Below are 25,472 nucleotides of genomic sequence, written 5' to 3'. Positions count from 1 at the left end.
GGCGGAAGCCGCCGGGCCGAGTGTCTGCCGCCAGCCGCGCCCGGCGACTTTCGCCCGGTCCGGGTTGGTGGTGTCGTAGACGATCCTGACTTTCTGCCCCGGGCCCAGCCCTTTCGGATACAACAGCCCGCCCGGCGGGGTGTGGATACGCCCGTCCTCGCCGGGGAAGGTGGCGATGGTCCGCAGCCGGGAGACCTCCATCACGGTGGCCACCGCCCGCCCCTGATGGGCGGCGATCTGCCGGTCGGTGACCACCGCCCCGACCACCAGCGACAGGGCGCCGATCACCGCCGCCGCCCAGACCACCAGCACCGCCTGCCGCAGGCGGCGGGCCACCCGCTGCCCGACGGTGGTGCCGGTATAGCCCAAAGCGCCGTGGGAGTGGATGCGTTTCATCTGGCTGCTCCTCAAGCGACGACGGGCGGGACACTGTTATTTTTCGGGCACCACCCCGGGCACACACCCCCGCCCCGGGCTGGTGCCCGCGGGGGGTGCCCCGGTATCTAGTGGTCGGCGGCGCCGACGGCGGCGGCGATCGCCCGGTTGATCTCCGGTCTGGTGTGTCTGTCAGTGCGCGCCACAATCACGGTGATGCCGCTGCCGGTGGCGGTGGTGGAAATCAGTGCCTCCACAAGCTCGGTGAGGTTTGCCACCTCACAGGCGGTGTGGCCGAAGCCGCGGGCAAGGGCCACCAGATCGGCGGTGTGCGGCAGGGCGAAATATTTCTCGAAACTGTCGCGCAGGCCGGGCCGGCCCGGTTCGAGGGATTCGAAAATACCGCCCCCGTGGTCGTCGGCGACCACAATGGTCAGATTGTCCGGGGCCGGCCCGTCAGCGGGAATCAGCAGCGAGCCGATATCGTGCAGGAAGGTGACATCCCCCAGCAGCGCCACGGTGCGCGGGGCGGTGGTGGTATCCGGTTGACGCCGCCCGACGGCCATGGCGATGCCGGCCGCCTGCCCGATGGAGCCGTCGATTCCGGCCACCCCGCGCTGGGCGTAGGTGGCCACCCCCTCGAAGGGAAGCCCCACCCAGGACAGATCCCGCACCGGATTGGAGGCCCCGGCGAACAGGGTGTCGCCGGTGTTGAGGCTGTCGGCCACCGCTGCGGCGGCATGCAGGCCGGTGAAACCCAGATCGGTGCGGGCAACCACCCCGCGCACCGCCTCGGCGGCCAGGCCGCTGGCCGCCGCGGTGGCGGTGCGCCACGCGGCGGGCACTTCACCGCGGGTGGTGATGCGGCTGACAATCCGCTCCGCCGCCCCGGCCGGATCCGTCGGCTGCGCCCGGTCGGTGAGCACGGTGACCGCAATATCGGGATCAGCCAGCAGCGCCATCACCGGCCGGTGCAGGGTGGGGTGCCCGGTGACGATGATCTGCTCCGGTTTCATCGGCACCGACCGGCCGTCACCGCCGATCACCCCGGACAGCATGAATCCGGCGGCCAGGGGGTGCACCGGGTGATCCGGGGCGCTGGCCGACGGTTCGGCGATGGTGGGCACCCCGGCCAACCCGGGAACAGCCGGTGCCGCGTCACCGGCGATGACCAGGGTGCGCCCGGAGATGTCGATCTCGGCGCCACCCCAGTCGTGGCGCGGCGCGGTGATGGTCAACCGCCCCGGCTGGTCGGCGACGGCCTGCCCGGCCGGCGGCTCCCCCCGGTCAATCAGCGGGGTGTCGAAACCGATGTTGATCTGGGCTTGACCGGCGGCAAGCGCGCGGCGCACCGCGGCGCGCGCCGCCTGCGCGCCGCCGGCGGCAAGTGACTCGGCGGTGAGGCTGATGCAGTCGGCGAAACGGCCGAACACACCGGCCTGGTCGATGGTTTGGCTGGCCCCGGTGCCCACCAGCCGGGCCGGCCGGTCGGCGGAGACGACAAGCAGCGGGATGCCGCTGGTGTGCGCCTCAATCATCGCCGGATGACAGTGCGCCGGGGCTGTTCCGGAGGTCACCACCACCGGCACCGGCCGGCCGGTGACCCGGGCGATGCCCAGGGCGCAAAACGCGGCGGCCCGCTCATCGGCGCGGGTGTGCACCCGCAGTTGTCCGGCGCGTTCGGCCGCGGCGACCGCCAGGGCCAGCGGCGCGCTGCGGGAGCCGGGGCAGACCATCCATTCGGTGATGCCGCAGCGGATGAATTCATCCACCAGAAGGCGCGCCGCGGCGGCGGAGGGACAGGGCATATGCTCATCGGTCATGATTGCCCCAGTCTAACCGTGTCCGCCCGGCGGCAGGCGGTGACCGGCGGCCGAAAAGATCACCCGAGCGCCGCGCGCAAAGCCCGGGCACTGGCCATGAGATGATTCATCCACCATTTGTGCCGCTCGGGCGGGGCGGCACAGCGGGCCAGGGCCGCCGGGTCGGGTTCCGCTGTGTCGCAGGCAAGCATCCCGCCGGCGGATACGCGGGCGGGGGCAACATCATCGGCCAGCAGCCACCCGGTGCCCACACCGGCGGCACGGGCGGGAAGAAGTGAGGCGGCCACCAGCCCGCCGGTGATGCCGACCGCGGTATCCAGGGCGCTGGCCACCGTCACCGTCATCCCGGCCGCGTGTGCTTTCCGCGCGATGGCCACCATCCGGCGCACCCCACCCAGCGGGGCGACTTTGAGCACCACCGCATCAACGGCCCCCGCGGCAATCACCGCCAGCGGATCATCGGCGCGGCGCACCGACTCGTCGGCGGCAATACGGGTCGCGATCCCCCGTTGGAGAAGCTGCTGTTTGACTTCCGCCAGCTCACCGGCACTGGCACAGGGCTGCTCGATATAGTCCAGCTCCCCCAACCGGCAGGCTGCATCCACCGCCTGGGCGACAGTCCACCCGCCGTTGGCGTCAACCCGGATGGCCGCCCCGGGGCGCAGGCGCCGCACCCTCTCCACCCGGGCGATGTCATCGGCCAGGCTCTGGTTTTTCTCCGCGACCTTGATTTTGAAGGTCGTGCATTCCCCGCAGCGCTCCACCACCGCCGCCACCCGGTCGGCGGCGACGGCGGGAATTGTTCCGTTGACCGGTACCGCTGCGGCCCCCGGTTCGGGAAGACCGACATAGGCGGCCTCAACCGCGCTGGCCAGCCACGCGGCGGCTTCCGCCGGCGGGTATTCGGGGAAAGGCGAAAACTCCCCCCACCCGGCCGGGCCGCGGACAAGCACCGCCTCCCGGGTGGTGATGCCGCGGAATCTCACCCGCATCGGCAGCGACACCACATGTGCCCCCGCCACCAGCTCGTACGGATCCAGGCCATGCACCACATCGGCCAGCCGCCGGTCAACACCCAGCATGTCAAAGCTCATGGACACCGATGCTACCGGCCTGGTCCACCCCCGGCAGCGGGGTGTTACTAGGCTTTCAATCCATGGACACCAGCACAACCAGCAACCCCTTCAACCCGGACCTGTGGCGGGCCGTCGACGGTTTCACCGATTTGACCGACATCACCTACCACCGTCTGAAAGGTCAGGGACGGCAATCCGGGGTCGTGCGCATCGCCTTCGACCGCCCGGAAGTCCGCAACGCTTTCCGCCCGCACACCGTCGACGAACTCTACCGGGCACTTGACCATGCCCGCCGCAGCCCCGATGTGGGCTGTGTGCTGCTCACCGGCAACGGCCCCTCCCCCACAGACGGCGGCTGGGCGTTTTGCTCCGGGGGCGACCAGCGCATTCGCGGCCGGTCGGGCTACCGCTACGCGGCCGGGGAGACCGCCGACACAGTCGATGAGAACCGGGAGAAAGCCGAAGGCGGCAGGCTGCACATCCTGGAGGTCCAACGCCTGATCCGCACCATGCCGAAAGTGGTGATCTGCCTGGTGCCCGGCTGGGCGGCCGGCGGCGGGCATTCCCTGCACGTGGTCTGTGACCTGACCCTGGCGTCGAAACAGCACGCCCGTTTCAAGCAGACCGACGCCGATGTCGGTTCCTTCGACGCCGGCTACGGCTCCGCCCTACTGGCCAAACAGGTGGGCCAGAAATTCGCCCGGGAAATCTTTTTCCTCGGCCGCACCTACACCGCCGAGCAGATGTTTTCCATGGGGGCGGTCAACGAAGTCGTCGACCATGCGCAGCTGGAGACAACCGGCATCGAATGGGCGACAATGATCCTCGGGAAATCCCCCACCGCGCAGCGGATGCTCAAATTCGCCTTCAACCTCACCGACGACGGGATGGTCGGCCAGCAGGTTTTCGCCGGGGAAGCCACCCGGCTGGCCTACATGACCGATGAAGCGGTGGAAGGCCGCGACAGTTTCCTGGAAAAACGCGACCCCGACTGGTCCGGTTTCCCCTACTACTACTGATCCGTTCATCTCTTCGTCTTTCCCTTTTTCTTTCCTTCCTGTCCCTTTCCCCCTGTTTGTGCCCCCCTTTCCCTTTGCCCGGCCACCGGCGGGCGGGGCCGGGCGGGCGGGGACACAAAGACCACCACCGGCAACGATTGCTCTGAAGAACACAAGGACACACACCATGGCTGTGCTGGAAGCGCTGCGCACCGACCCTTCCCGGATCCCCGCCCTCATGGATGAGGTCACAGCGGTTGTGGCGGGCACGAAATGCTGCCTGCCCCTGCCCGCGCGGGGCGGCCGTGACGCGGTCAACGCGGCCAACCGTCTGATCACCACCCAGGGTGTCGGCCGGGAGATCGACGACGATATCGCCCTGGTGGTGGCGACCTCCGGGTCGACGGGAACCCCGAAAGGCGCGCAGCTGACGGCGGATAATCTGCTTTCCTCCGCCCGGGCCTGCCACCGGGTGCTCCCCGGGCCGGGCCGGTGGCTGGCCGCCCTGCCGCTGCACCACATTGCCGGGATGCAGATTCTGGTGCGCTCCGTGGTGGCGGGAACAACCCCGCTGGCCATCGATGTCACCGGCGGTATGAGTGTCGACGCTTTCGCCGGGGCCGCCGCGGAACTGGCGGCCACCACCGGGGCGGGCACCCCGCTGTACACCTCCCTGGTGCCGCTGCAGCTGACCAAGCTGCTGGAGCATCTCGACGGCATTGAGGCCCTGCGGATTTTCGACGCCATTTTGCTCGGCGGGGGACGCATCGACCCGGCTGTCGTGGACTCCGCCCGGCGGCTGGGACTGACGGTGGTGACCACCTACGGCTCCTCGGAAACCGCCGGGGGATGTGTCTACGACGGCCGGCCGCTACCCGGCACAGTCGTCGACGTCGATGCTGACGGCCGGGTGTATCTGGGCGGGCCGACCATTGCCCGCGGCTACCGTTTCACCCCGGCTGTCACCGATGCCTTCACCGCCCGCCCCGGCTGGTTCGCCACCAGTGACAGCGGGGAATTGACCCCTGACGGCCGGCTCGCCATCAACGGCCGGCTCGACACCATCATCGACACCGGGGGCCTGAAAATCCATCCCGAACTGCTCGAGGACGCGGTGCTGCGCATCGACGGGGTGGAGGCCGCCTGTGTGGTGGGACTGCCGGATCCCCGCTTCGGCAATGTGCTGTCCCTGGCCTACCAGGGGGAGGCCAAACCCTTCGAACTGGTGGCCGCCTTCGAGGATTTCCCCCGCTGGATGCTGCCGAAAGACATCGTGAAAATGGATCCGCTGCCGCTGACAGGCCCCGGCAAACCCGACCGGCCCCGGATCGCCGACCGGTTGGGCAACCGGTGACACCACCGTGGTGCCACCCGGCCCGGGTGGCACCACCCCACCGCGGTGCTGTTGAATTGGGGTATGGCCCCTGACGTCTCTTCCACCCCATCGACCACCACCGCCGGTTCAGCATCCCCGCACAGCACCGCCGCCGGCGCCATGCCCGGCTGGCGGGACTGGTTGTCCGCCGCCCGCCCCCACACCTGGTACAACGCCCTGGCACCGGTTCTGGCCGGGGCGGCGGCCGCCCGCGCGACCGGAATGCTGTCGCTGCCACGGCTTTTCCTGGCACTGGTGGTGGCCTGGGCTTTGGTGGTCGGCGTCAATTTCGCCAACGACTACTCCGACGGTATCCGCGGCACCGACGGAAAAGACCGCACCGGACCCGGCCGGCTGACCGGCTCCGGGACAGCCGATCCGATCTATGTGCGCTGGGCCGCTTTCGCCTTTTTCGGCCTGGCGGCCGCAGCCGGGGTGGGCCTGGCGCTGATGACCAGCCCGTGGCTGATCCTGGTCGGTCTGCTGTGCATCACCGCAGCCTGGTTCTACACCGGCGGGGACAACCCCTACGGCTACCGCGGATTCGGCGAAGTCGCGGTGTTCTGTTTCTTCGGCCTGGTGGCGGTGCTGGGAACCCAGTACACCCAAATCCACCGCATCACCTTGACCGGGGTGGCCCTGGCGGTGGCGGTGGGCTGTTTCAGCGCCTCAATCAATCTGGCCAACAATCTGCGGGACATCCCCACCGACCGCCGGGCCGGGAAAAACACCCTGGCGGTGATTCTGGGCGATCAAGCCACCCGGAAGCTGTGGCTCGCACTGACCGTGGTGCCCTATGTTGCCATCCCGCTGGCCGCGATCAGCGGCACCGGGGCACTGATTGGTTTTATGGCGCTGCCGGTCAGCATTGCCGCAGCCGCCCCGGTCACCGGCAACAAAACCGGCACCGACCTGGTGGCGGTGCTGTCTTTGGCCGGCAAAGCGATGCTGATCTACACCGTGGCGATCCTCATCGGTATAGCCTAGCGGGCAACCGTTCCCGCCGCCGCGTCACCGGCACACAGCAGACGGGGCTTAGTCCTGCCGACCCTCGATTTCCTTTTGCACCCACTGCCGGTGCGCCGCACGCTGCGCGCCCCACTGGGCCATCCCGGCGACAACGTTGCCGCGCAGATCCTGAAACAGCAGAAACGACAGGGGAAACAGCACCACAATCGCCAGCAGCGCGGAAATCAGAAGCGGCACCGGGGCACCGATCATCCACGCCAGCCCGGCGATCATCGCCCACAGTGCGATGAACGTGCCGGTCCGGGCCAGAAGATACAGGCCCACATCACGCCAGACACGGTGACGCACACCGTTACCCGGCTGCGGTGTTTCAGCCGTTTTCCCCGTCAACCCATCCCCCACGTCGGAAGCATCTTGCGTTTCGGAACTCACACCCAGACACAGTACCCAATCACCCACCGGCCCACCCCGGCCGGGCATACCCACCCCGGCCGGGTGTGCGCGTCAGGGCCGGGGTATGCGAAAATTTTCCCGACACACATCCCCGGCGGAAAGGTCGTGACAGTCATGGGACGCGTGATACTGCTGCTGCTGATTATTGCCGCGGTTGTTTTGGTGTGGAAGGCCTTCGGCCCCGCCAGCTGGCGCAGAAGCCAGCTTCCCCCCGCCAGCCGCCCGGTGATCAAAGGCCCCGACGACGACGAAGAGTTCCTGTGGCAGCTGGAAAAAGAACAGTTCAAAAAGCGCCGTGAGAAACAACGCCTCGCCGAACAAGAGGAAAACAACATCCGGCGGGCGCGCAAAAAACTCGACGGTGACAACAACGGCAAGGCCAACGGCACAGACACAGGCGAAGGCAACGCCAACGGCAACGGCAACGCCGACGGCAGCGATCCCTCCCCGGACACCGGCACCCCCGGGAAGTAAGTGTGTCCCCTCCCGCCGCACACCGTGCCGCGGGACTGCCGCCGCCGGCGCGTCCGATCCGTTTATGACACAGTCGCTTTTAGGTTATCCATACTTAATATAGGATGGTCTGTATGACATCCAAGCGTCCAGCGGCACCGAATCACGCAGCCGGACCCGAGTGCCCGGAAACCACATGCAAGCTCTCTGACGTCAGCAATCGGGCGGTCGACCTGTTCAAAGTTCTCGCCGATCCCACGCGACTGAAGCTTCTCTACACGGTCGCGGAGTCACACGACGGCGCCATCTGTTCTTTCGCTTTGGGCCAGGCCCTGGGGGTGTCCCCGCCGACGGTGACCCACCACATGAAAAAACTCATCCGCGTCGATCTGGTGCGACGCGAACAGCGCGGCAAATGGGCCTACTACAGCGTCAACCCCAACCATTTCTACCGGGTGCATGACCTGATCAGCAGGCTCTAGCCACCGGCACACACATGCCGGCGGCCCGGCCGCCACAGCCCTCCCCCATCTAAAAACCGCCTTCCCACCGGTGAACCACCGCCAGCACCACCCCCGAAAACACTCCCCACCAACGGACGGTTTGATAAACCCGCAGGCCACAGCCCCATGAAATAACAGACGTCTGCTACTCCACCCCCACTAACAACGGCCACCACCCGTGGCAACCCGGCGCAGCAGCACGGATACCGATCCAACGGACACCACACGCACAACGTCACCGTTGACAGACTTTGTCCCAAAAAATGTGCCGCTCCGCGTCCACACATATCTGACATCCACCACCAACACCCGCCCCCCTGCCACCGCTTCCACAGGGCAAAACAGACCCGGCCCGCCGGACTGGTGGCCCGTTGATCCACCGGACTACCGACTCCCCTTCCCGTGGCGACACCCACCCCCCGAAAAATATCCCCACCAGCGGACGGGTTGATGAACCTGCAGGCCACAGCCCCATGAAATAACAGACGTCTGTTACGCCACCCCCGAAAACGGCAATCAGCACCCGCCCCGGGACGGGCCTGCGGCTACCGCACGAACCCTGTGACGGTGGTAGAGCGGGAGCTGTTGTGTGCGGTGGCACCACGCCGAGGAGCACTCACTGCAGGCACACAGACCGGGTGGTGGGGCTTTACTGCCGCGCCCTGGAGAGAATCTGCAGCAGGTAGTCGCCGTAGCCGGAGGCGGTGAGTTTTTCGGCCCTGTCTGCCAGCTGGGCGTCGCTGAGAAAGCCCATGCGCCAGGCCACTTCTTCCGGGCAGCCGATTTTCAGCCCCTGGCGCTGTTCGATGGTGCGGACGAAATCGCCTGCCGCCATGAGAAGATCCACCGTCCCGGTATCCAGCCAGGCGGTACCGCGGGGCAGCACTTCGACGGTCAGTCTGCCCTGCTGAAGATAGGCGTTGTTGACATCGGTGATCTCCAGCTCGCCACGGGCCGACGGTTGCAGTGATGAGGCGATGTCGACCACATCGTTGTCGTAGAAATACAGCCCCGGTACCGCGTAGTGGCTTCTGGGGTGGGCGGGTTTTTCCTCCAGGGCGATCGCTGTGCCGTCCCGGTCGAATTCCACCACCCCGTAGGCGGTGGGGTCGGCCACCCAGTAGGCGAAAATCATGCCGCCGACAGGGTCGGTGAATCGCCGCAGCTGGGTACCCAGGCCTGCGCCGTAGAAAATATTGTCCCCCAGCACCAGGGCCACCGGGTCCTGCCCGATGTGGTCGCGGCCCAGAATAAAGGCTTCCGCCAACCCGTTGGGATTGGTCTGGGTGGTGAAGCTGATGGAAATCCCGAACTGGGAGCCGTCGCCCAGAAGCCGCTCGAACTGGGGCCGGTCAACAGGCGTGGTGATGATCAAAATGTCGTCGATGCCGGCCAGCATCAGTGTCGACAGCGGATAGTAGATCATCGGCTTGTCGTAGATGGGCACCAGTTGTTTGCTCACCCCGAGGGTGATCGGGTGCAGTCGGCTTCCGGTTCCCCCGGCTAAAATGATGCCTTTCACATGGGCCTCCACGGCGTGGTCGCGGGTCGGACAGCGCTGTTGGACACTGTCAGTTTCTCGTTTTTTCCTCAGTCGGCCTCGTCTTCGGCGTCCACCCACGATCCCCGGAGGAAATCGAGGTAGTCCATGCAGTCGCTGTAGCGGGGCAGGAGTTTTTTGTCCCGGTAGTCGGCAAACGACGCGGCGGCGGCGTCTTTGTCGCTGACAATCGGGTCTGTGACCGGCCAGTCCACCGCCAGGTCGCGGTCGAAGGGGTTGATGGCGTGTTCGGCGGTCGGATTGTATTCGGCGCTGGTCAGATACACCACTGTGGCATCGGTGAGGGCGACGAAACCGTGGGCGAAACCGTCCGGGAGATACACGCACCGGCGGTTATCGGCGGACAGTTCGATGGAGGTGTGTTTGCCGAAGGTGGGGCTGCTGGTGCGGATATCGACGGCCACGTCGATGATGCGTCCCGCCGCGCAGTGCACCCATTTCGCCTGCCCCGGGGGAACCTCGGCGAAGTGCAGGCCTCTGATCACCCCGGCTTTCGAGGTGCTCACATTGGCCTGTTCCAGCATGAACGGATGCCCGGCCAGATCAACGAACTCACTGGCTTTGAACCATTCGGTGAAGCTGCCCCGGTTATCGGGGTGAATCTCCGGGGTGTTGACGAGGATCTCCGGGAGGGTGTCGTCGCGTTTGAGCATGCCCCCAGTGTACTGGCCGCCCGGCGGGTGTTACCGGTTCCCGCCGAGTTCTTTCTCGGTGTCCCGGTAGCGGGTCTCCGCGTCGTGTCTGGCGCTTTCCCACCATTGCGGATGCTGTGTGTACCAGTCGACGGTGGCTTTCAGCCCGGCCGCGAAATCGGTGTAGACCGGCCTCCAGCCCAAAGCCCGCATGGAGGAGGCGTCGATGGCGTAGCGGCGATCGTGGCCCGGCCGGTCGGTGACGTGGACGAACCAGTTGTCGGGGTGGCCGAAGATTCCCAGCAGGGCTGTGACCACCTCCAGGTTGGTTTTCTCCCCGTCCGCACCGATCAGATAGGTTTTCCCGGTTTCCCCTTTATCGATCACGGTCCACACCGCAGCATTGTGGTCATCAACGTGAATCCAGTCCCGCACATTCAGCCCCGCCCCATAGACCCGGGGTTTGTGGCCTTCGATCAGGCCGGTGATCTGCCGGGGAATGAATTTTTCCGGATGCTGGCGGGGGCCGTAGTTGTTGGAGCAGTTGCTGATGGTGGCATCCAGGCCTTTTGACCGCACCCAGGCACGCACCAGATGGTCGCTGGCAGCTTTGGATGCCGAATAGGGGCTGGAGGGATTGTAGGGGGTTGAGGGGGTGAATTTTTCGGTTGATTCCAGCGGCAGGTCACCGAACACCTCGTCGGTGGAGATGTGGTGGAAATGCGCGCCATGGGTGGTGGCGGCTTCCAGCAGTACCGCGGTTCCGGTGACGTTGGTGGTGATAAACGCCAGCGGATTGGTCAGCGAATTGTCGTTGTGGCTTTCGGCGGCGAAATGCACCACCAGGTCGGCCCCGGCCACCAGTTCATCGACCAGCCGGGCATCGGTGATGGAACCCTCGACCAGCCGGAATCGTCCCGGATAAGCGTCGGCCAGCCCCGAAAGATTGGCCGGATTGGCGGCATAAGTCAGTGCATCCAGGACTGTGACCTGCACGTCGGGGCGTTGCGCCAGGGTGGAGCGCACGAAATTCGATCCGATGAACCCGGCGCCGCCGGTGACAACAATCCTCATGATCCCCGATTGTAAGGCAGGCGCAGTCGACAAGCCCTGCCGCCAGTATCTGGGCGACCAGAAACACCACTGCCGGTCCGTTCAAGGCAATCAGGACCACCCCGGTGGCCGCGCGAGATAGCTGGGCAGCGACCATTGTCGGCGCGGGGCATATGTCTTTTTTCTCATGCAGGCCACCCGGTGGGTCCGCACAGCGGCGAGACCCGTGCCGAGTAGCGTCGGCTGTGGCGGGACATTGAGCGCGGGGCCGGAGACAGGGTGCTTGTGTGGCGCCAATGGCAACCGGCGCAAAAAACAACCGCAAGGTTGTGGGTCGCGCCGCGTGGCCCGCCGTAGTCACCGCGGCCGAACACGAGCAACTAGAGACTAGTGCTTACCGACCCCACGCAGCGGAAGAACAGGGACCCCCAACGTAGGCAGGGGCATTGTCTTGTGTGGTTGTGATGTATGTCCTAACGGCCCTGGTGACGCCTGGCCACCTGGGACAATGACCGCCGCCGGCACTGTATGTGTGAGCGCCGCGGCGGCGGTCATTGTCTTTGAGAGTGGCGTCGACTAGAACGAGGCCGCTAAGTCCTTCAATTGTTGCCGGTGCTTGGAGTCAAGTTCTTCAACTTCCCATTTCTTGTCAGCGTCCAGCGCTTCAACGACTTGTGCCATCTCAACACAGTCATGAAGTTCATTCATATCCAGTTGCCAGAACGTCTTAGCGTCATGCGTCGAAACGATAAGCACACAGAGCTTGATGCCGTCGGGGCTGTGAACTGGCAGGCACACCGGCACAACGACGTGTTCCGCGCCCATTTCGAAGTGACGACTAGCGGCTTTCCGAATATTGGACGCCAGAGTGTCACCCATTGCGGGAACAATGACCGGCATGGTCTCGACCCCCAGACGTTCGATTAGGCGAGCACGCTCACCACCCTCGTTAAGCACAGAGCGGAATAAATCTGCAACCGCCATACGTGCACGATAGTGCTGCTTCTGCTGCTCGTTCATGGTTTACCTGCCTCCCAACGGTCTAGGTAGTCAAACGGGTCGTACACCATCCGACGGTAGTGTTTGTGGAATGTTCCGTTAACAACACGGCGCGATTCTTCTTCTTGGCTACCCCCGGCAAGCTTCTCGTGAACTTGCCGGTCACAATCCTCGCAGTCGATGAAATACTGGTGACTGTGCACAGTGCTGTGCCACGTGTCAGTACGTCTCACCTGCTCGAAGTTGGCTAGCTCGCCCTTGAGTTACTTACATCGGCTATATGCGGCATGCGCTGGGGTGACATTGAGCATGAGAGCATACTGTTCTACCGCGTTGTCGGAGCCTCGCCACTCCCGAACACACACAACAGTTCCGAGTTCAGCCGTATCGATCTTGTCCTCAATAATTTCGGCGGTTTCATCAGGGTCCGGGTACGGCACCGCCTCGTCCGGCGGCATGCTCATGTCCGCCAGACGATAGTTCTTCCTGCTGATGTTGGGCGGCACGCCTGAGTATTCTCACCTCAGCTCATGCTTCACGCTGAAACCAGCACGCCATGGAGCGCACCTGCCGACAGGCGATGAGCAGGTGCACGCCAACGGTGTACCACAAATTGTTTTTTCCGGTTGTTCCGGCCGGTCGGTGTCAGTTCAGCCCGGCGTAGGAGTGCAGGCCCTGTACCACCAGGTTGATGAAAAACAGGTTGAACACCATGGTGGCGAACGCCAGGATATTGATCCAGGCGGCTTTCTGGTCCCGCCAGCCGCTGGTGGCGCGGGCATGCAGATAGGCGGCATAAAGCACCCAGGTAATCAGCGAGACGGTTTCTTTCGGGTCCCAGTTCCAGAACCGACCCCAGGCCGATTCGGCCCACAGGGCCCCGAGCACAATACCCAGCCCGAAGATCGGCAGCGCCCAGATGGCGCATTTGTAGGCGATGGCGTCAAGTGTTTTCGCACTCGGCAGGGGGCGGGCGATGGTACCGAAAAAACCGGTTTCCTTCCCCGGGGTCTGCCGCATGCGCAGCACATACATCAGGGAAGCCACCCCGGAGATCAAACCGACTCCGGCGCCGGCCGACACGATCGAGACGTGGACGATAATCCAGTAGGACTTCAGTGCCGGGTTCAAAGGTCCGGCAGCCACCGACAGTTTCACCCCGCCGTAGAACACCAGCGCCACCACCGGCACCAACACCCACGGCCACATGATTGTCAGGTTCTTTCTCGCCAGAATCACACTGGCGATCACCATCGCCAAAAATGTGGTCAGGGAGATGTATTCGTAAAGGTTTCCCCACGGGAACCGGGAGGTCGCCAGCCCCCGCAGCACCACCGAGGCCCCCTGGATGAGTACTGCCAGCCACACTAGGGTTTGGGCCATATTGCCCAGTTTCTCGGTTGTCCGGGCTTTGGCGGTACCGGCTGCGGCGGAACCCGCGCTGCTGTGGCTTGTGGTTGCGTCACTGCCGGTGGCACCGACCAGCGCCGGTTGTTTGGCCCTCTGGTCTGCCGTGGTGCGGGCGGCGGAGACCCGGACGTAATAGACGGCGGAAAGCACCAGCGCGAACACATAGATCACCAGTGCACTGCGGTAGCTGAGGTCGGAGAAATACGCCAGATTCATATCGACGGGCATAGGCTTGGCTTTCCGCTGTCGGGGACAAAACCGTGCAACCGGGGGTGGTTGTCGACGGTGGTTTCTCCGGCTAGCTTAATGGTCCGGCCGTCACGGGCGAAATGCCGCGGGGGCTTGTTGTTGTCACCCGACCGACCGGATGGTGTCCGCCTCATCCTCATCGTCGTCGTCGGGCAACGCCAGGATCCGCCGGTTGATGCGGTGGAATTCGCTGCCCCACCCGGCCCGGTCGGTCCGCGCCAGGCCACCGGTGTCGATATCGGTGCCACCGGTGGCACCGGGGCTGATGCGCACCCATATCCGGCGGCGTTTGATCATCAGGCTGCCGACCAGACCGGCCAGCGTGATGATGGTGAACACCAGCACCCAGATCTGGGTCGGGTCGTGGCTGATTTGCAGGTTGACGAATTCATTCGCCCCGTCGAATGTGATTTTCGTGCCGTCGGCCAGGGTCACCGACTCGCCGAGCAGCAGGTTGACGCGTTCGATTTTCTGCAGTTCACCGCGGTGAATCTGCCCGGCGTCCAGGGTGAACACTGACTGGCCGCGGCCGGAATCAAGTCCGGTGTCGCCGCGGTAGATGTCGATGGCCACCGCCGGATTGTTCATGGCCGGGAACCCGGAGGCCAAAATCGCGTTGTTCTCCCCGGAAAACACCGCCGTCGGGGCGAACAGCCCCTGGATGGCCAGCTGGTTCTGGCGGCGGTCGAACAACACCGGGTACATCCCGGCCGGCGGGTCGAAACGCATCACCCCGGAGGAAAGGAAATAGGTCAAATCGTCGGGCCGAAACTGCACCATCTGGGTGCGGGTCTCACCATTGGGCCAGGTGACGGTGAACTGCGGGGCAAAGCCGTGGCCCTGCAGATAGATGCGGTTGCCGTGCAATCTGAGCGGATGGTTGACCCGCAGGGTGTAGGTGTCCCAGGTGTCGGTGGGGGCGAAAATCTCATCCCCCCACGCGTAGCTGATATCGGAGGTGAAATCGTCGGCCTGGCCATTGGGGTGGTAGGTGGCGGTGAAGTTTTCCACGTCCACGCAGAAGGGATCCAGGTCGGTGCCGTCGACCAGCGCCCCCCACCGGTAGTCGTCGTAGTTGGCGAAAGCGGTGTTGCAGAACTGGGAGGAATCGGTATCGGCGATCACGATGACCTGGCCTTCATAGGAGATCAGCCGCCCCAGGCTGACGGTGATCAAAATACCGACCAGCCCCAGGTGGAACACCAGGTTGGCGATTTCCCGGGAAAGGCCTTTCTCGGCGGCGAAACTGCGCTTTCCCGCCCGGTCCTCTTCCGCGGTGTAGGAGGCGAAACGCCAGCCGCGGAACAGGTCAGTGAGTTCTTGCTCGATTTCCGCCGGGCTTTGTTCCCGGTGGCCGTGACCGTTCAGCGGCAGCCGGGCCAGGTTTTTCGGCGCCCGCACCGGCTGTTTCTTGTACGCTTTCGCCGAGTCGACGGTGCGCGGCAGGATACAGCCGATCAAAGAAATGAACAGCAGCACGTAGATGGCGGTGAACCACTGGGAGCTGAAAACATCGAAAAGCTGCAGTTTGTCGTAAATCTCCGCGGTTTTTCCGCCGGTGGCGATATAGTCGCGGACTTTCGACTCGTTGAGGTTGCGCTGCGGCAGCAGCACTCCCGGCACCGCCCCGACAGCCAGCAGGAACAGCAGCACCAAAGCGGTGCGCATACTGGTCAGCCAGCGCCACGCCATCTTCGGGTAGGTGATCATGCTGTTCATTGCCACGTCCGGTTTCCGTCGTCTGTTGGTGGCAGGGGTTGCTGCCACGGGTTAAAAAATCTACCAGCCGGCCTGCCCGCGGCCGATCACACGATGGCGTAGTCGGAGGAGAAACTCCACTCGCGGAGCACCCCGACACAATGCGCCCAGTAGCCGGTGAGCAGCGCGATACCGACGACCACCAGCAAGATACCGCCCATCAGTTGGATGGCACGGGTGTGGCGGCGCAGAAATCCCACGGCCCGCACCGCCCGGGCGGATCCCAGTGCCAGCACGATAAACGGCAGGCCCAGGCCCATGCAGTAGGCGAAGATGAGGATGGCGCCTTTGAGGGCGGTCATGCCTTCAGTACCGGCGGCAACGGAGATGATCGCCGCCAGTGTCGGCCCCAGGCAGGGGGTCCATCCCAGGGCGAAGACCCCGCCCAGCAAAGGCGCCCCAATCCAGGTGGACCAGCGTTTCGGGTGCAGCCGGTGTTCCCTGCTCAATCCCGGCACCAGCCCCATGAAGGCCAATCCCATGATGATGGTGACCACCCCGCCGACCCGCTGCATGAATGTGGCCCCGACGTTGATAATGCTGATGGCGCCAAAAAAGGTGACGGTGGCCAGCAGAAAGACCACGGTGAACCCGAGGACGAACAGGGCGGCCGCCCCGGCCACCCGCCACCGGTGGCGGCGGGCCACCCGCGGCTGACCACTGTCGTAGTCCATTTCCCCGCCGACAATGCCCGCCAGATAGGACAGGTAGCCGGGGACCAGCGGCACCACGCAGGGGCTGGCGAAAGACAGCAGTCCGGCACACGCCGCGGCCGCCAGCCCGGCGATCAGTGTTCCCTGGCTGACGGCGTTGGACAGTATCTGCCCCAACGAACCATCGGCCAACAGCAGTCCGGCGCCGGTCACCGGCTCTCCTCCAGCAGCGGCTCCACAACCTCCAGCACTTCCCGGTCGGTGATCGCCCGCAGGAATACCGCCGCCACCCGGTGGTCGCGGTCAAGCACCACCGTGGTGGGGATCACCGAGGCGGGTACCCCGCCCAGTGCCGCCGCGGTTTTGAACGGCGGATCCCAGATCGACGGGTAGGTGGCACCGTTGTCGGTGATGAAGTCGCGGGCGATCTGCTGGTTGGCGTCGCGCACGTTGATTCCCAGGACGGTGCCTCCGCGGGGGCTGATTTCTTCCTGGATGTTTTCCAGGTCATCGATCTCGGTGCGGCAGGGTCCGCACCACTGCCCCCAGGCGGTGAGCACCACCACCTGTCCGTCGAAATCGGACAGCGACAGGGTGGTGTCCGGTTCCATCAGCGACGGCCCGGAAAAATCGGCCACCGGTTTGCGTTCTTCTTCCGGGTAGGTGATTTCCAGTTGCCCACCCGGGGAGGCGAATGTGAATGTTTCGTTGATGATCGGTTCAGGCTCGCCGGCATCGCCGGCATCCCCGCCGGAGCAGCCGGCGGCCGCGGCCCCGAGGGCCATCACACAGGTGGTGAGAAGACAGGCCAGCCGCAGTGACGGGCGGGTATCTCGCATAGTCCTTGTCCAGTCCTTGCTAGGGGTCATCGGGGGTATTCCGCTGCCGGGGCAAAACTCATCCCGCAGCGCACACCGGGCACCACCCGCCGCCCGGCGGTGCCGCGGGGACGGGTTTTTTGTTCCCGGGGTGGTTTGTGTGTGTCGGCTAGATATGCTGCGCGGGTTCGCAGTAGTAGATGTCGCTGATCTGGTCGTCGTGGAAAACCAGCGAGGTGACACTGGCCAGATCGCATTCCCGCAGCGCCGGGTTGTGGGCCAGCGGCAGGCAGCGCACCAGCCGCTGCACCATGACGATCGGCAGCTGGTGGGAGACGCAGATCGCCTCATGGCCCTCGGCGGCCTGCCGGGCACGTTCCACCGCAGCCATCATGCGTTCGGCGATGTCGGTGTAGTGCTCCCCCCAGCTGGGCAGGGTCGGGTTGGTCAGCAGTGGCCACAGCGACGGTTTCCACAGCTCAGTTTTCATTCCCCGGATCCGGTGGCCCTGCAGATCGTTTCCGGCTTCGACCAGATCGTCGTCGGTGCCGATGTCCAGGCCGGTGATCTCACTGAAGGGCTGGGCGGTTTCTTTTGCCCTCAGCAGCGGGGAGGACACCAGATGTGTCACATCGGCGCCGGTGAACGACCGGGCGGTGCGGGCGGCCTGGCTGACGCCCCTGCTGGACAGGTGGTAGCCGGGCAGACGGCCGTAGAGAATCTTGTCGGGGTTGTGCACCTCACCGTGGCGGACAAGGTGGACGATGGTGGTGGACATGTGGTGGTCTTTCCGCGGGTGGGGACGGGTGTGCAACCATCCCGGGTCCCTTGCCCCGGGATGTCTTGTAACGGACAACTCTATCTCACGCCGGGGCATATGCCCGCCCGGGGCATGGCAGGCTATGCGGTGGCGGCGGCCGCGGCTTTCGCGGCAGGGCCCATGGCGTCTTCAATCCTCTGGAAGTCATCGTCGGTGAGCACCGCGGAGACGAACCAGGTTTCAAACACCGACGGGGAGATGAACACCCCGCGGTCGAGCAGAGCATGGAAAAACGGCGGGAAGCGGAACGTGTCGGCGGCCTGCATGTCGGCGAAGTTCAGGCCTTCGCCTTCGGCGAAACGAACCGACAGCATGGTGGCGGCCCGCTGGATGTGGTGGGCCACTCCTTCCCTGGTCAGCGCCTGGCTGACAATGTCGGCCAGTGTGTCGGCGTTGGCCCGCACCGTGTCATAGACCTCTTTGGTGGCGATCCGCAGCGACGCTTCCCCGGCGGCCATGGCCACCGGGTTTCCGGACAGGGTGCCGGCCTGGTAGACCGGCCCGGTGGGGGCCAGTTTGTCCATCACGTCTTTCCGCCCGCCGAACGCGGCCGCCGGAAGCCCCCCGGAGATCACTTTGCCGAAGGTGGTGATGTCACCGGCCACCCCGTCGACGCCGTACCAGCCGGAGTAGGAGGTGCGGAAACCGGTCATCACCTCATCCAGGATCAGCAGTGCACCGTGGGTATGGCAGATATCTTTAAGCTTCTGGTTGAAGTTGTCTTTCGGCGCCACGGTGCCCATGTTGCCGGCCGCGGCTTCGGTGATCACGCAGGCGATCTGTCCCTCGTTGTCGGCAAAGGCCTGTTCCACAGCGGCGATATCGTTGTAGGGCACCACAATGGTGTCTTTGGCGGTGGCGCCGGTCACCCCGGGTGAATCCGGCAGGCCGAAAGTGGCGACCCCGGAACCGGCGGCAACCAGCAGCGCATCAACATGCCCGTGGTAGCAGCCGGCGAATTTGATGACTTTTTCCCGCCCGGTGAATCCGCGGGCCAGCCGCACCGCCGACATGGTGGCCTCGGTGCCGGAGTTGACGAAGCGGACCTCGTCGACGCTGGTGCGTTCAATCACCCGTTCCGCCAGGGTGACCTCCCCCGGGGTGGGGGCGCCGAAAGACAGTCCGTGTTCGGCGGCTTTCGCGACTGCTTCCAGAATCTCCGGGTGGGCGTGCCCCATGAGCATCGGCCCCCAGGAACAGAACAGGTCGACGTATTCGTTGCCGTCCACATCAAACAGACGCGACCCCTTGGCTTTCTGGATGAACCGGGTCTGCCCGCCGACGGAGCCGAAAGCACGCACCGGCGAATTCACCCCACCGGGAGTGGCGTTCCTGGCTCTGGCAAACCAGTCGGCGGAGGTCGATGTGTGGGCGGAGGTCGGATCAAGAGCAGTCATGGCCCCATTGTAGGAAACCGCACCGCCCGGCGGACCGGCCTGTGGGGCCGGGCGCGCCGGGCGGTGCGGTAGCAGCGCATCGGATCGGGATGCAACAGGCTAAACGCGGTGCGGCGCCCTACTGTTTTGCGGCCAGGTTTTTGGCTGCCTCCCGTGCCTGGGCGATCACGGCCGGTACCCCGACGCCGCGTACCCAGGAACCGGCGACCGCCAGACCGTCAACGCCCGCGATTGCCGCGGTTGCTTTGTCCACGGTTGCCAGATGGTCCGGCCCGTACTGGGGAATACCACCCCACCATTTCTGCACGAAAATCTCGTCCAGTCCGGCGGCGATGCCGTCCACCCCGGTGATGGTGCGCAAATCTTCCAGCGCCCAGTCGACCAGGGTGTCATCGTCGGCTTTCATGGCGGTGTCATCGCCCAGGCGGCCAAAGGAGGCGCGCACCAGGGCGCCGCCGCGTTCCGCCAGGTGCGGCCATTTCTTCGACGAGAAGGTAAACGCTTTGGCGTGCAGGCCCTCATCGGTGGCGACCAGCACCCCGGAGTTGTCCGGCAGGCCCGGGTCTCGGGCGAATTTCATGCCCACCACCACACTGGAGGCCAGCCGCACGGTTTTTAGGGCGGTAGCCGCTTCAGGGGCAATGTTTGTCAGCAGTTGGGCGGTCATGGGGGCCGGTGTGGCCAGCACAATCCGGTCGTAACAACCGTCGCCCGGCGCGCCTGTGAGCCGGTAGCCCGCCTCTGTTTTGTCGATGGCCGTGATGAATGTCTCCAGATAGATATCACCCCGGATGTCATCGGCCAAAGCCTCGTACAGGGTGGCGTAGCCGCCGGTGAACGACCCGAACACGGGCCGGGTTTTCGGGGTGGTCGCAGTTTGTTTTTCCGCCGCTTTCCGGCGTTTTTCGTCAATGCGCAGGCAGGCCGCGGTAAGCGTTACTTTGTCGCCGTGTTCCACCAGGTCGTCGAGTGCTTTCGCCAGCTGCGGGACAGTGGCGCGCACCCCCAGATCGTTGGCGTGGCAGGAATACACACCGCCCAAAAAGGCACACACCACACGTTCGACCACCTGGGTGCCGAAGCGCTGCCCGACCAGCTCACCGATCGACATGTCGCCGTCAGTGTCCCAGTCAATGGGGTCGGCGTCTTTTTCCGCCTCGATGCGGGCGGCGGTGTCCCCGTCGACCAGATCCCCCAGAACTGCTGCCGCGGCGGGAATGCCCATCACCGTCTGGTGCGGCATGGGGTGCAGTTTGCCCCCGGAGTAGATCAGCGACCCGAGACCGGAAGGATGGACTATCTTGTCCGCCAGCCCCAGGTCAGTGAAATAGTCGACGGCATCCTGCCGGAACGCGAGGAAGGCTTCCGCTCCCACATCCACCGGGCCGCAGTCGTAGGGGACGGTGTACAGCTTGCCGCCGATACGGTCCGATCCCTCGAACACATCGATGTGGGCATCACTGTCGGCTCTGCTTAATTCCCGGGCCGCTACAAGTCCCGCCAGTCCGGCGCCGATTACCGCGTATTTCATGGGATGTTCATCTCTTCCATTACTGCTTGTGGTGATGTGTGGGGTTGTCACCGGTGTGCTGCCGGCGGTGGTGCAGGTGGTTGTCCTACAGTTCGTGGATCAGTTCCACCGCGCGGGTCACCGCATCCGGGTCGGTGTCGGGCAGGACCCCGTGGCCCAGGTTGAAGATATGGCCCGAGGCGGTGCCGTTGGCCATGGCGCTGGCCGCCTCCCGGTGGATACGGCCGATTTCTTCTTCCATGACCTGCTCCCCGGCAAACAGCATCGCGGGGTCGAGGTTACCCTGCAGCACTTTCGCGCCGGACGCGTCGAAGATGCGCCGGGCGGCCTGGTCGAGCGGTACCCGCCAGTCAACGCCCATCACCTCAGCACCGGCCGTCGACATGGGGGCGAGCAGTTCCCCGGTGGTGACCCCGAAGTGGATGCGGGGGATGACCCCGTCCACGGTGGCGAGGATTTCCGCCGAATAGGGGAGCACATGGCGCCGGTAGTCGGCGGCCGTGAGGTACCCGGCCCAGGAGTCGAACAGTTGCATGCAGTCGATTCCGGCGTCCACCTGGGTGCGCAGGAAGCGGATGACGGTGTCGGTTATTTTGCGCATGAGCGCATGCCAGATTTCCGGCTCCGCGTGCATCAGTGCCTTGGTGGCGCAGTGGTTTTTGCTGGGGCCGCCCTCCACCAGATAGGAGGCCAGGGTAAACGGCGCGCCGACGAAACCGATCAGCGCCTGCGCCGGCTGGAGTTCCTCGAGAATAATGCCGATGCCCTCGGCAACGTGGCTCACCTCATGGTCGAGGACGGGAAGGTTGTCGACGTCACTTTTTGTGGTGACGGCTTTGCCCATCACGGGTCCGCGGCCGGGAACAATATCAACATCCACCCCGGCGGCTTTCAGCGGCACCACAATATCCGAGAACAGGATCGCCGCATCGACATCGTGGCGGCGCACCGGCTGGCAGGTGATGTCAGCCAGCAGGTCGGGGCGGAAACAGGCGTCCAGCATGCCGATGCCTTCCCGGGCTTTCCGGTATTCGGGCAGCGAGCGGCCGGCCTGGCGCATGAACCACACAGGCTGCCGGGAGGGAACCGACCCTGTGGCGGCGGCAATCAGCGGTGCGTCGGGAATGGTCCTGCGGGGGGATGTCATGGGTTCAATAGTGCCCCCAGTCAACACGAACGCAAAAACCGGCACCCGGGCAAAGCTGCCCTCACCTGCCCGACAACCAGGGAAAACAAAGGATGCACGGGTGCCCCCACACAAAGTTGGACATCTCCCGTGCAGCTGTGTGCGGGCGCGTGTCCGTCGGCTAGAAGTTGCGCACCCGGTTGGAGCGGGCCTCGATGATCATCGAGGAGGCGATCATGGCCACGGTGGCGGCCATGGGGTGCAGCACCCCGGCGCAGGAGGCGGCGATCGCCACCCCGTTGTAGACCCAGCTGATGGCGATATTGCGGTCCACCACGGCCGACACTCGCCGGGAGAGCACCAGAAGCTCGGTCACGGACTGCACTTCCCGCCGCAGGATCACCACATCGGCTTCCGGCACATCAATGCGGTCGTCGCCGTCCATGAGCACCCCGACATCGGCCACCCGCAGGCATCCCAGCACCGAGGGGTCCCCGACGAAGCAGACTTTTTCCCCGGCGGCGTGCACGCTGCGCACCGCGGAGGCTTTCTTGTCGGGGCTGATGCCGGCCAGCACTTTGCTGATGCCCAGATTGTCGGCGAACCGGCGGGCCACCGGATAGGTGTCGCGGGTGAGCATCACTGTTTCGTAGCCGAGTGACTCCAACTCCCCGACAGCGTCCTGGGCGTCGTCTTTGACCCGGTCGTAGAGGGTGATCACGCCGCGGACCGTGCCTTTCCACGACACCACCAGCGGGGTGCCGCCGGCCACCGTGGCTGAGGCGATACGCCCGTGGAGTTGGGACAAATCCTTCGGCCGCCACAGTCGGGCGTCGACAAATTTCATCTCCGTCGACCCGTCGGCGGTGGCCACCGGGATTTCCACCCGGCCGACGAAATCGCCCTGCCCGTCGAAGTGGACGTCACTGGCTTCAATCCAGTGGGGGATGTCCTCGCCACCGGTGCCGGCATCCCGGGCTTCACGGGCCGCTTTCACCAGCGCCCGGGAGGCCGGGTGATCCGATTCCATGGCCAGCGCACCGGCCACCCGGAGCACCAGTTCCGGGTTTTCGCCGACTTCCGCGGTAATGGTTTCCACCGACATTTCCCCGGCGGCCAGGGTTCCCACCCGGTTGAACACCACGGTGGTGATTTCGTTGAGTTCCCGGATGGTTTCCGCATCCCGGACCAGCACCCCGCGGCGCACCCCGGCTTCCACCCCCAGCCGCATCGCGATCGAGGTCGACAACGCCAGGGCCACCGGCCCGACACAGCACAGCACCGCCAGGGCGGTGGCGAAAGCCGAATTCAGGTTCCCGCCGATCAGCCACCACAAAATGAAGTCGACCATCGACAGGCTGATCGCCCACGGCACCAGCAGGGAGGCCGAGCGGGTGGCCAGCTGGGCGGAACGGTTGCCGTACCGGCTGGATTCGACCAGCCACCGTCTGATGGCGGCGAGTTTGGTCCGCGACCCGGTGTTGGCGACCCGGATTTTCAGCGGCCCGCCCTCCACCACCGATCCGGCGGTGACAGTGGAGTTGACCTTCACATCCACCGTCATGTTCCCGCCGCCGACCAGCCCGGGATGCACTTTCGCCGACCCGCCGATCACCCGCCCGTCGGAGGGGATGGTGTGGCCGTCGTCGACGGTGATGTCGTCGCCGACCCGGATTTCCTGCACCGCAATGGCGGTGGAGGTCATTTTCTTCGTGTCCGGGTCTTTGCGCACCACCTGCACTTCGTCGTGCGGGTCGACCTCCGGCCAGCGTTTGTCATCCAGCAGTGAACTCGCCGAGAACCTGGTCAGCAGCCGACCGAACAGCAGCAGCACCGTGCAGCCGCAGGCCACATCCAAAAACAGCTCCCCGGAAGCGAAGACCGAATGCTGCACGGCAAACCATTCGGGGCTCGATTTCCAGCCCACCTCCCCCGCCGGGGTGGAGGTGAGCAGGATGATCGACCACAGGTAGGACACGATGATCGCCACCGACGAGGCCGCATCCAGGGCGGACATGCCGCGCCGCAGTCCCGCCACCGCCGCCCGGTGGAAGGGCCAGGCGCCCCACAGCACCACCGGGGTGGCAAGAGCCAGCGACACCCACTGCCAGTAGTCGAATTGGGCGCTGCGGTCATAGGCCATCACCAGCACCGGGATGGTCAACAGCACAGAGACCACCAGGCGGGTTCTGGTCACCAGCGCGCGGGCGGTGAACAGCACATCGGTGGGTTCTTTTTCTTTCGGCATCAGCCGCACATCGGTGCGCAGGATGCCTTCTTCCCGGGTGGCGTCGGTGCGTTCCCCACTGTCCCTGCCACCGATGCCCTTGATCCCCAGGCTGCGCAGTTTCCAGCTGGCCCCCCGGTGGTAGCTGAGCCGGTTGCGGCGGGTGGCCGACTGCAGTCTTTCGGCACGCCGCCTGAGACTGGAGCGGGTCAGCCAGGCGGTGACCCCGATATCGTCGAGTTTTTCGATCAGAAGGTTCGGATCCACCGAGTCGGGGGCGGAAATCCAGGCGGTGTTGGTGGCGTAGATGACACTGGCCCTGACCCCGGCGACCTGTGTCAGGGCGTGCTCGATGTCGGCGATATGCGCCGCGGAGCGGATCTCCTCGATCTCCAGGGCGAAAGAAGTCCAGTCGAAATGGTCGCCGGGGCCGGTGCCGTGGGTGGTCTCCCCCGCGGCCGGTTCCGCCGACAGCCCGGCGTTGCGGGCGGCCAGCTTCGCTTCGGCGATGGCGGCCTCAACCGAACTGTCACCGGTATCGTCCAACGCCATATCCGCTGCCCCTTTGTCGACTCATTGTGGTGACCGTATTGTGCTGCGCACGGTGTGCCGCACACGGTGTTCATGCCCCAGCCTAGTGGCTGTCGCGGTGGTTTTTCGGTTCCGCGGCGGCGAAAAATTCGTTTGCCTGTTTCCGAAACAGCAGCACCGTGCCGGTCACGGCCGCGGCGGCGGCCAGAATCTGCAGGGAACCGTCGACGGCGGACAACCACAGCGGTTGATCGGCGGTCATCGTCTGCCCGGAGGTAAACAGCAGCATCGCCCGCAGGGTGAAAAACACGGTGAAATAGCCCAGCAGCATCCGCATGGTGCGCGCCCGCCGGTTGTTGCGGGTGAGAGCGCTTGTCGCCCAGCCGACAAAGACCATCACCGCGGTACTGAACACCCCGGCGGTGATGATGGTGGCCGTCACCGTCCCGTCGGCCAGGGCTTCCGGGGCGTCCGCCCCGGCGGCGTCCCGGGCGATCGACGTCAACTCCCCGGGGTCGATCAGCCGCATCACCGTCGACAGCACCTGGTGGATGATTTCCACCGCCACCGCGACATACCAGGCTCCCCCGCCCAGGCGCACGGCTTCCGGCATGCGGTGGGCCGGGGCCGCGTCAGTGTCGGGGGTGCCGCTGCGGCTGGGGGTGGTGGGATCACTCGGCAT

At 65.2% G+C, this 25,472-nt stretch carries 23 protein-coding genes; 5 read left to right on the top strand and 18 right to left on the bottom strand.

The genetic code is table 11. The features are described from left to right. Window positions 1-503: 503 nt before the first annotated feature. Complete coding sequence (gene menD / locus JZY06_RS04615; RefSeq protein WP_207278745.1) at window positions 504-2,183, bottom strand: 2-succinyl-5-enolpyruvyl-6-hydroxy-3-cyclohexene-1-carboxylic-acid synthase; 1,680 nt, start codon at window positions 2,181-2,183, stop codon at window positions 504-506. Between the two features lie 74 nt (window positions 2,184-2,257). Continuing rightward, window positions 2,258-3,292 carry an o-succinylbenzoate synthase gene (locus JZY06_RS04610; RefSeq protein WP_242516653.1) on the bottom strand — a complete coding sequence of 345 codons (1,035 nt, stop codon included), beginning with the start codon at window positions 3,290-3,292 and terminating at the stop codon, window positions 2,258-2,260. 62 nt (window positions 3,293-3,354) lie between these two features. Between JZY06_RS04610 and JZY06_RS04605 the strand changes: the two genes are divergently transcribed. The 3 genes from JZY06_RS04605 to JZY06_RS04595 all read left to right on the top strand — a co-directional run bounded on the left by JZY06_RS04605 (window position 3,355) and on the right by JZY06_RS04595 (window position 6,634). Further along, a complete protein-coding gene (locus JZY06_RS04605; RefSeq protein ID WP_207118653.1) occupies window positions 3,355-4,293 on the top strand; it encodes a 1,4-dihydroxy-2-naphthoyl-CoA synthase in 939 nt (312 codons plus the stop codon). 166 nt (window positions 4,294-4,459) lie between these two features. Further along, window positions 4,460-5,626 (top strand): o-succinylbenzoate--CoA ligase, encoded by a 1,167-nt coding sequence (gene menE, locus JZY06_RS04600; protein ID WP_207118651.1) that lies wholly within the window; start codon window positions 4,460-4,462, stop codon window positions 5,624-5,626. Window positions 5,627-5,689: 63 nt separating this feature from the next. Beyond that, complete coding sequence (locus JZY06_RS04595; protein WP_207118649.1) at window positions 5,690-6,634, top strand: 1,4-dihydroxy-2-naphthoate polyprenyltransferase; 945 nt, start codon at window positions 5,690-5,692, stop codon at window positions 6,632-6,634. Window positions 6,635-6,682: 48 nt separating this feature from the next. Here the strand turns inward: JZY06_RS04595 and JZY06_RS04590 are convergent, their stop codons facing one another. Further along, window positions 6,683-6,964 carry a DUF4229 domain-containing protein gene (locus JZY06_RS04590; protein ID WP_330617119.1) on the bottom strand — a complete coding sequence of 94 codons (282 nt, stop codon included), beginning with the start codon at window positions 6,962-6,964 and terminating at the stop codon, window positions 6,683-6,685. Window positions 6,965-7,183: 219 nt separating this feature from the next. Here JZY06_RS04590 and JZY06_RS04585 point away from each other — a divergent pair, with 219 nt between their 5' ends. Then, complete coding sequence (locus JZY06_RS04585; RefSeq protein ID WP_207118643.1) at window positions 7,184-7,543, top strand: hypothetical protein; 360 nt, start codon at window positions 7,184-7,186, stop codon at window positions 7,541-7,543. A 113-nt stretch (window positions 7,544-7,656) separates the two neighbouring features. Beyond that, on the top strand, window positions 7,657-8,004 hold the full coding sequence (locus JZY06_RS04580) for an ArsR/SmtB family transcription factor (protein WP_207118641.1): 348 nt from the start codon (window positions 7,657-7,659) through the stop codon (window positions 8,002-8,004). 670 nt (window positions 8,005-8,674) lie between these two features. Here JZY06_RS04580 and rfbA read toward each other — a convergent pair. The 15 genes from rfbA to JZY06_RS04505 form a co-directional block, all read right to left on the bottom strand. Then, entirely contained in the window at window positions 8,675-9,547 is an 873-nt protein-coding gene (gene rfbA, locus JZY06_RS04575) for a glucose-1-phosphate thymidylyltransferase RfbA (protein ID WP_207278743.1), read from the bottom strand. A 68-nt stretch (window positions 9,548-9,615) separates the two neighbouring features. After that, on the bottom strand, window positions 9,616-10,239 hold the full coding sequence (gene rfbC / locus JZY06_RS04570; RefSeq protein WP_207118639.1) for a dTDP-4-dehydrorhamnose 3,5-epimerase: 624 nt from the start codon (window positions 10,237-10,239) through the stop codon (window positions 9,616-9,618). A gap of 30 nt (window positions 10,240-10,269) precedes the next feature. After that, window positions 10,270-11,292 (bottom strand): dTDP-glucose 4,6-dehydratase, encoded by a 1,023-nt coding sequence (gene rfbB, locus JZY06_RS04565; RefSeq protein ID WP_207118637.1) that lies wholly within the window; start codon window positions 11,290-11,292, stop codon window positions 10,270-10,272. A gap of 555 nt (window positions 11,293-11,847) precedes the next feature. Beyond that, window positions 11,848-12,291 carry a hypothetical protein gene (locus JZY06_RS04560; protein ID WP_207118635.1) on the bottom strand — a complete coding sequence of 148 codons (444 nt, stop codon included), beginning with the start codon at window positions 12,289-12,291 and terminating at the stop codon, window positions 11,848-11,850. Window positions 12,292-12,533: 242 nt separating this feature from the next. Next, window positions 12,534-12,776, bottom strand: coding sequence for a hypothetical protein (locus tag JZY06_RS12200; RefSeq protein WP_242516652.1), 243 nt, complete (start codon window positions 12,774-12,776; stop codon window positions 12,534-12,536). A 139-nt stretch (window positions 12,777-12,915) separates the two neighbouring features. Further along, window positions 12,916-13,908, bottom strand: coding sequence for a c-type cytochrome biogenesis protein CcsB (ccsB, locus tag JZY06_RS04550; RefSeq protein WP_207118634.1), 993 nt, complete (start codon window positions 13,906-13,908; stop codon window positions 12,916-12,918). Between the two features lie 123 nt (window positions 13,909-14,031). Further along, window positions 14,032-15,639, bottom strand: a complete 1,608-nt coding sequence (locus JZY06_RS04545) for a cytochrome c biogenesis protein ResB (RefSeq protein ID WP_207278742.1) — start codon at window positions 15,637-15,639, stop codon at window positions 14,032-14,034. Window positions 15,640-15,734: 95 nt separating this feature from the next. Next, entirely contained in the window at window positions 15,735-16,553 is an 819-nt protein-coding gene (locus JZY06_RS04540) for a cytochrome c biogenesis CcdA family protein (protein WP_330617118.1), read from the bottom strand. Continuing rightward, entirely contained in the window at window positions 16,550-17,179 is a 630-nt protein-coding gene (locus JZY06_RS04535; RefSeq protein ID WP_207118632.1) for a TlpA disulfide reductase family protein, read from the bottom strand. Before JZY06_RS04535 ends, JZY06_RS04540 begins: the two co-directional genes overlap by 4 nt. Window positions 17,180-17,327: 148 nt before the next feature. Further along, window positions 17,328-17,936 (bottom strand): histidine phosphatase family protein, encoded by a 609-nt coding sequence (locus JZY06_RS04530; protein WP_207118630.1) that lies wholly within the window; start codon window positions 17,934-17,936, stop codon window positions 17,328-17,330. Between the two features lie 122 nt (window positions 17,937-18,058). Beyond that, window positions 18,059-19,375 carry a glutamate-1-semialdehyde 2,1-aminomutase gene (gene hemL, locus JZY06_RS04525; RefSeq protein WP_207118628.1) on the bottom strand — a complete coding sequence of 439 codons (1,317 nt, stop codon included), beginning with the start codon at window positions 19,373-19,375 and terminating at the stop codon, window positions 18,059-18,061. Between the two features lie 118 nt (window positions 19,376-19,493). Beyond that, window positions 19,494-20,906 carry a protoporphyrinogen oxidase gene (locus tag JZY06_RS04520; RefSeq protein ID WP_207118626.1) on the bottom strand — a complete coding sequence of 471 codons (1,413 nt, stop codon included), beginning with the start codon at window positions 20,904-20,906 and terminating at the stop codon, window positions 19,494-19,496. A gap of 85 nt (window positions 20,907-20,991) precedes the next feature. Beyond that, a complete protein-coding gene (hemE, locus tag JZY06_RS04515) occupies window positions 20,992-22,053 on the bottom strand; it encodes a uroporphyrinogen decarboxylase (protein ID WP_207118624.1) in 1,062 nt (353 codons plus the stop codon). Window positions 22,054-22,213: 160 nt separating this feature from the next. Next, window positions 22,214-24,811, bottom strand: a complete 2,598-nt coding sequence (locus JZY06_RS04510) for a heavy metal translocating P-type ATPase (RefSeq protein WP_207118622.1) — start codon at window positions 24,809-24,811, stop codon at window positions 22,214-22,216. An 82-nt stretch (window positions 24,812-24,893) separates the two neighbouring features. Beyond that, window positions 24,894-25,472 (bottom strand): hypothetical protein, encoded by a 579-nt coding sequence (locus JZY06_RS04505; RefSeq protein ID WP_207118620.1) that lies wholly within the window; start codon window positions 25,470-25,472, stop codon window positions 24,894-24,896.

Source organism: Corynebacterium mendelii (genome assembly GCF_017307055.1).
GTDB lineage: Bacteria > Actinomycetota > Actinomycetes > Mycobacteriales > Mycobacteriaceae > Corynebacterium > Corynebacterium mendelii.
Note: the sequence above shows the minus strand (reverse complement) of the source record. Positions and strands in the feature narration are given on the sequence as shown.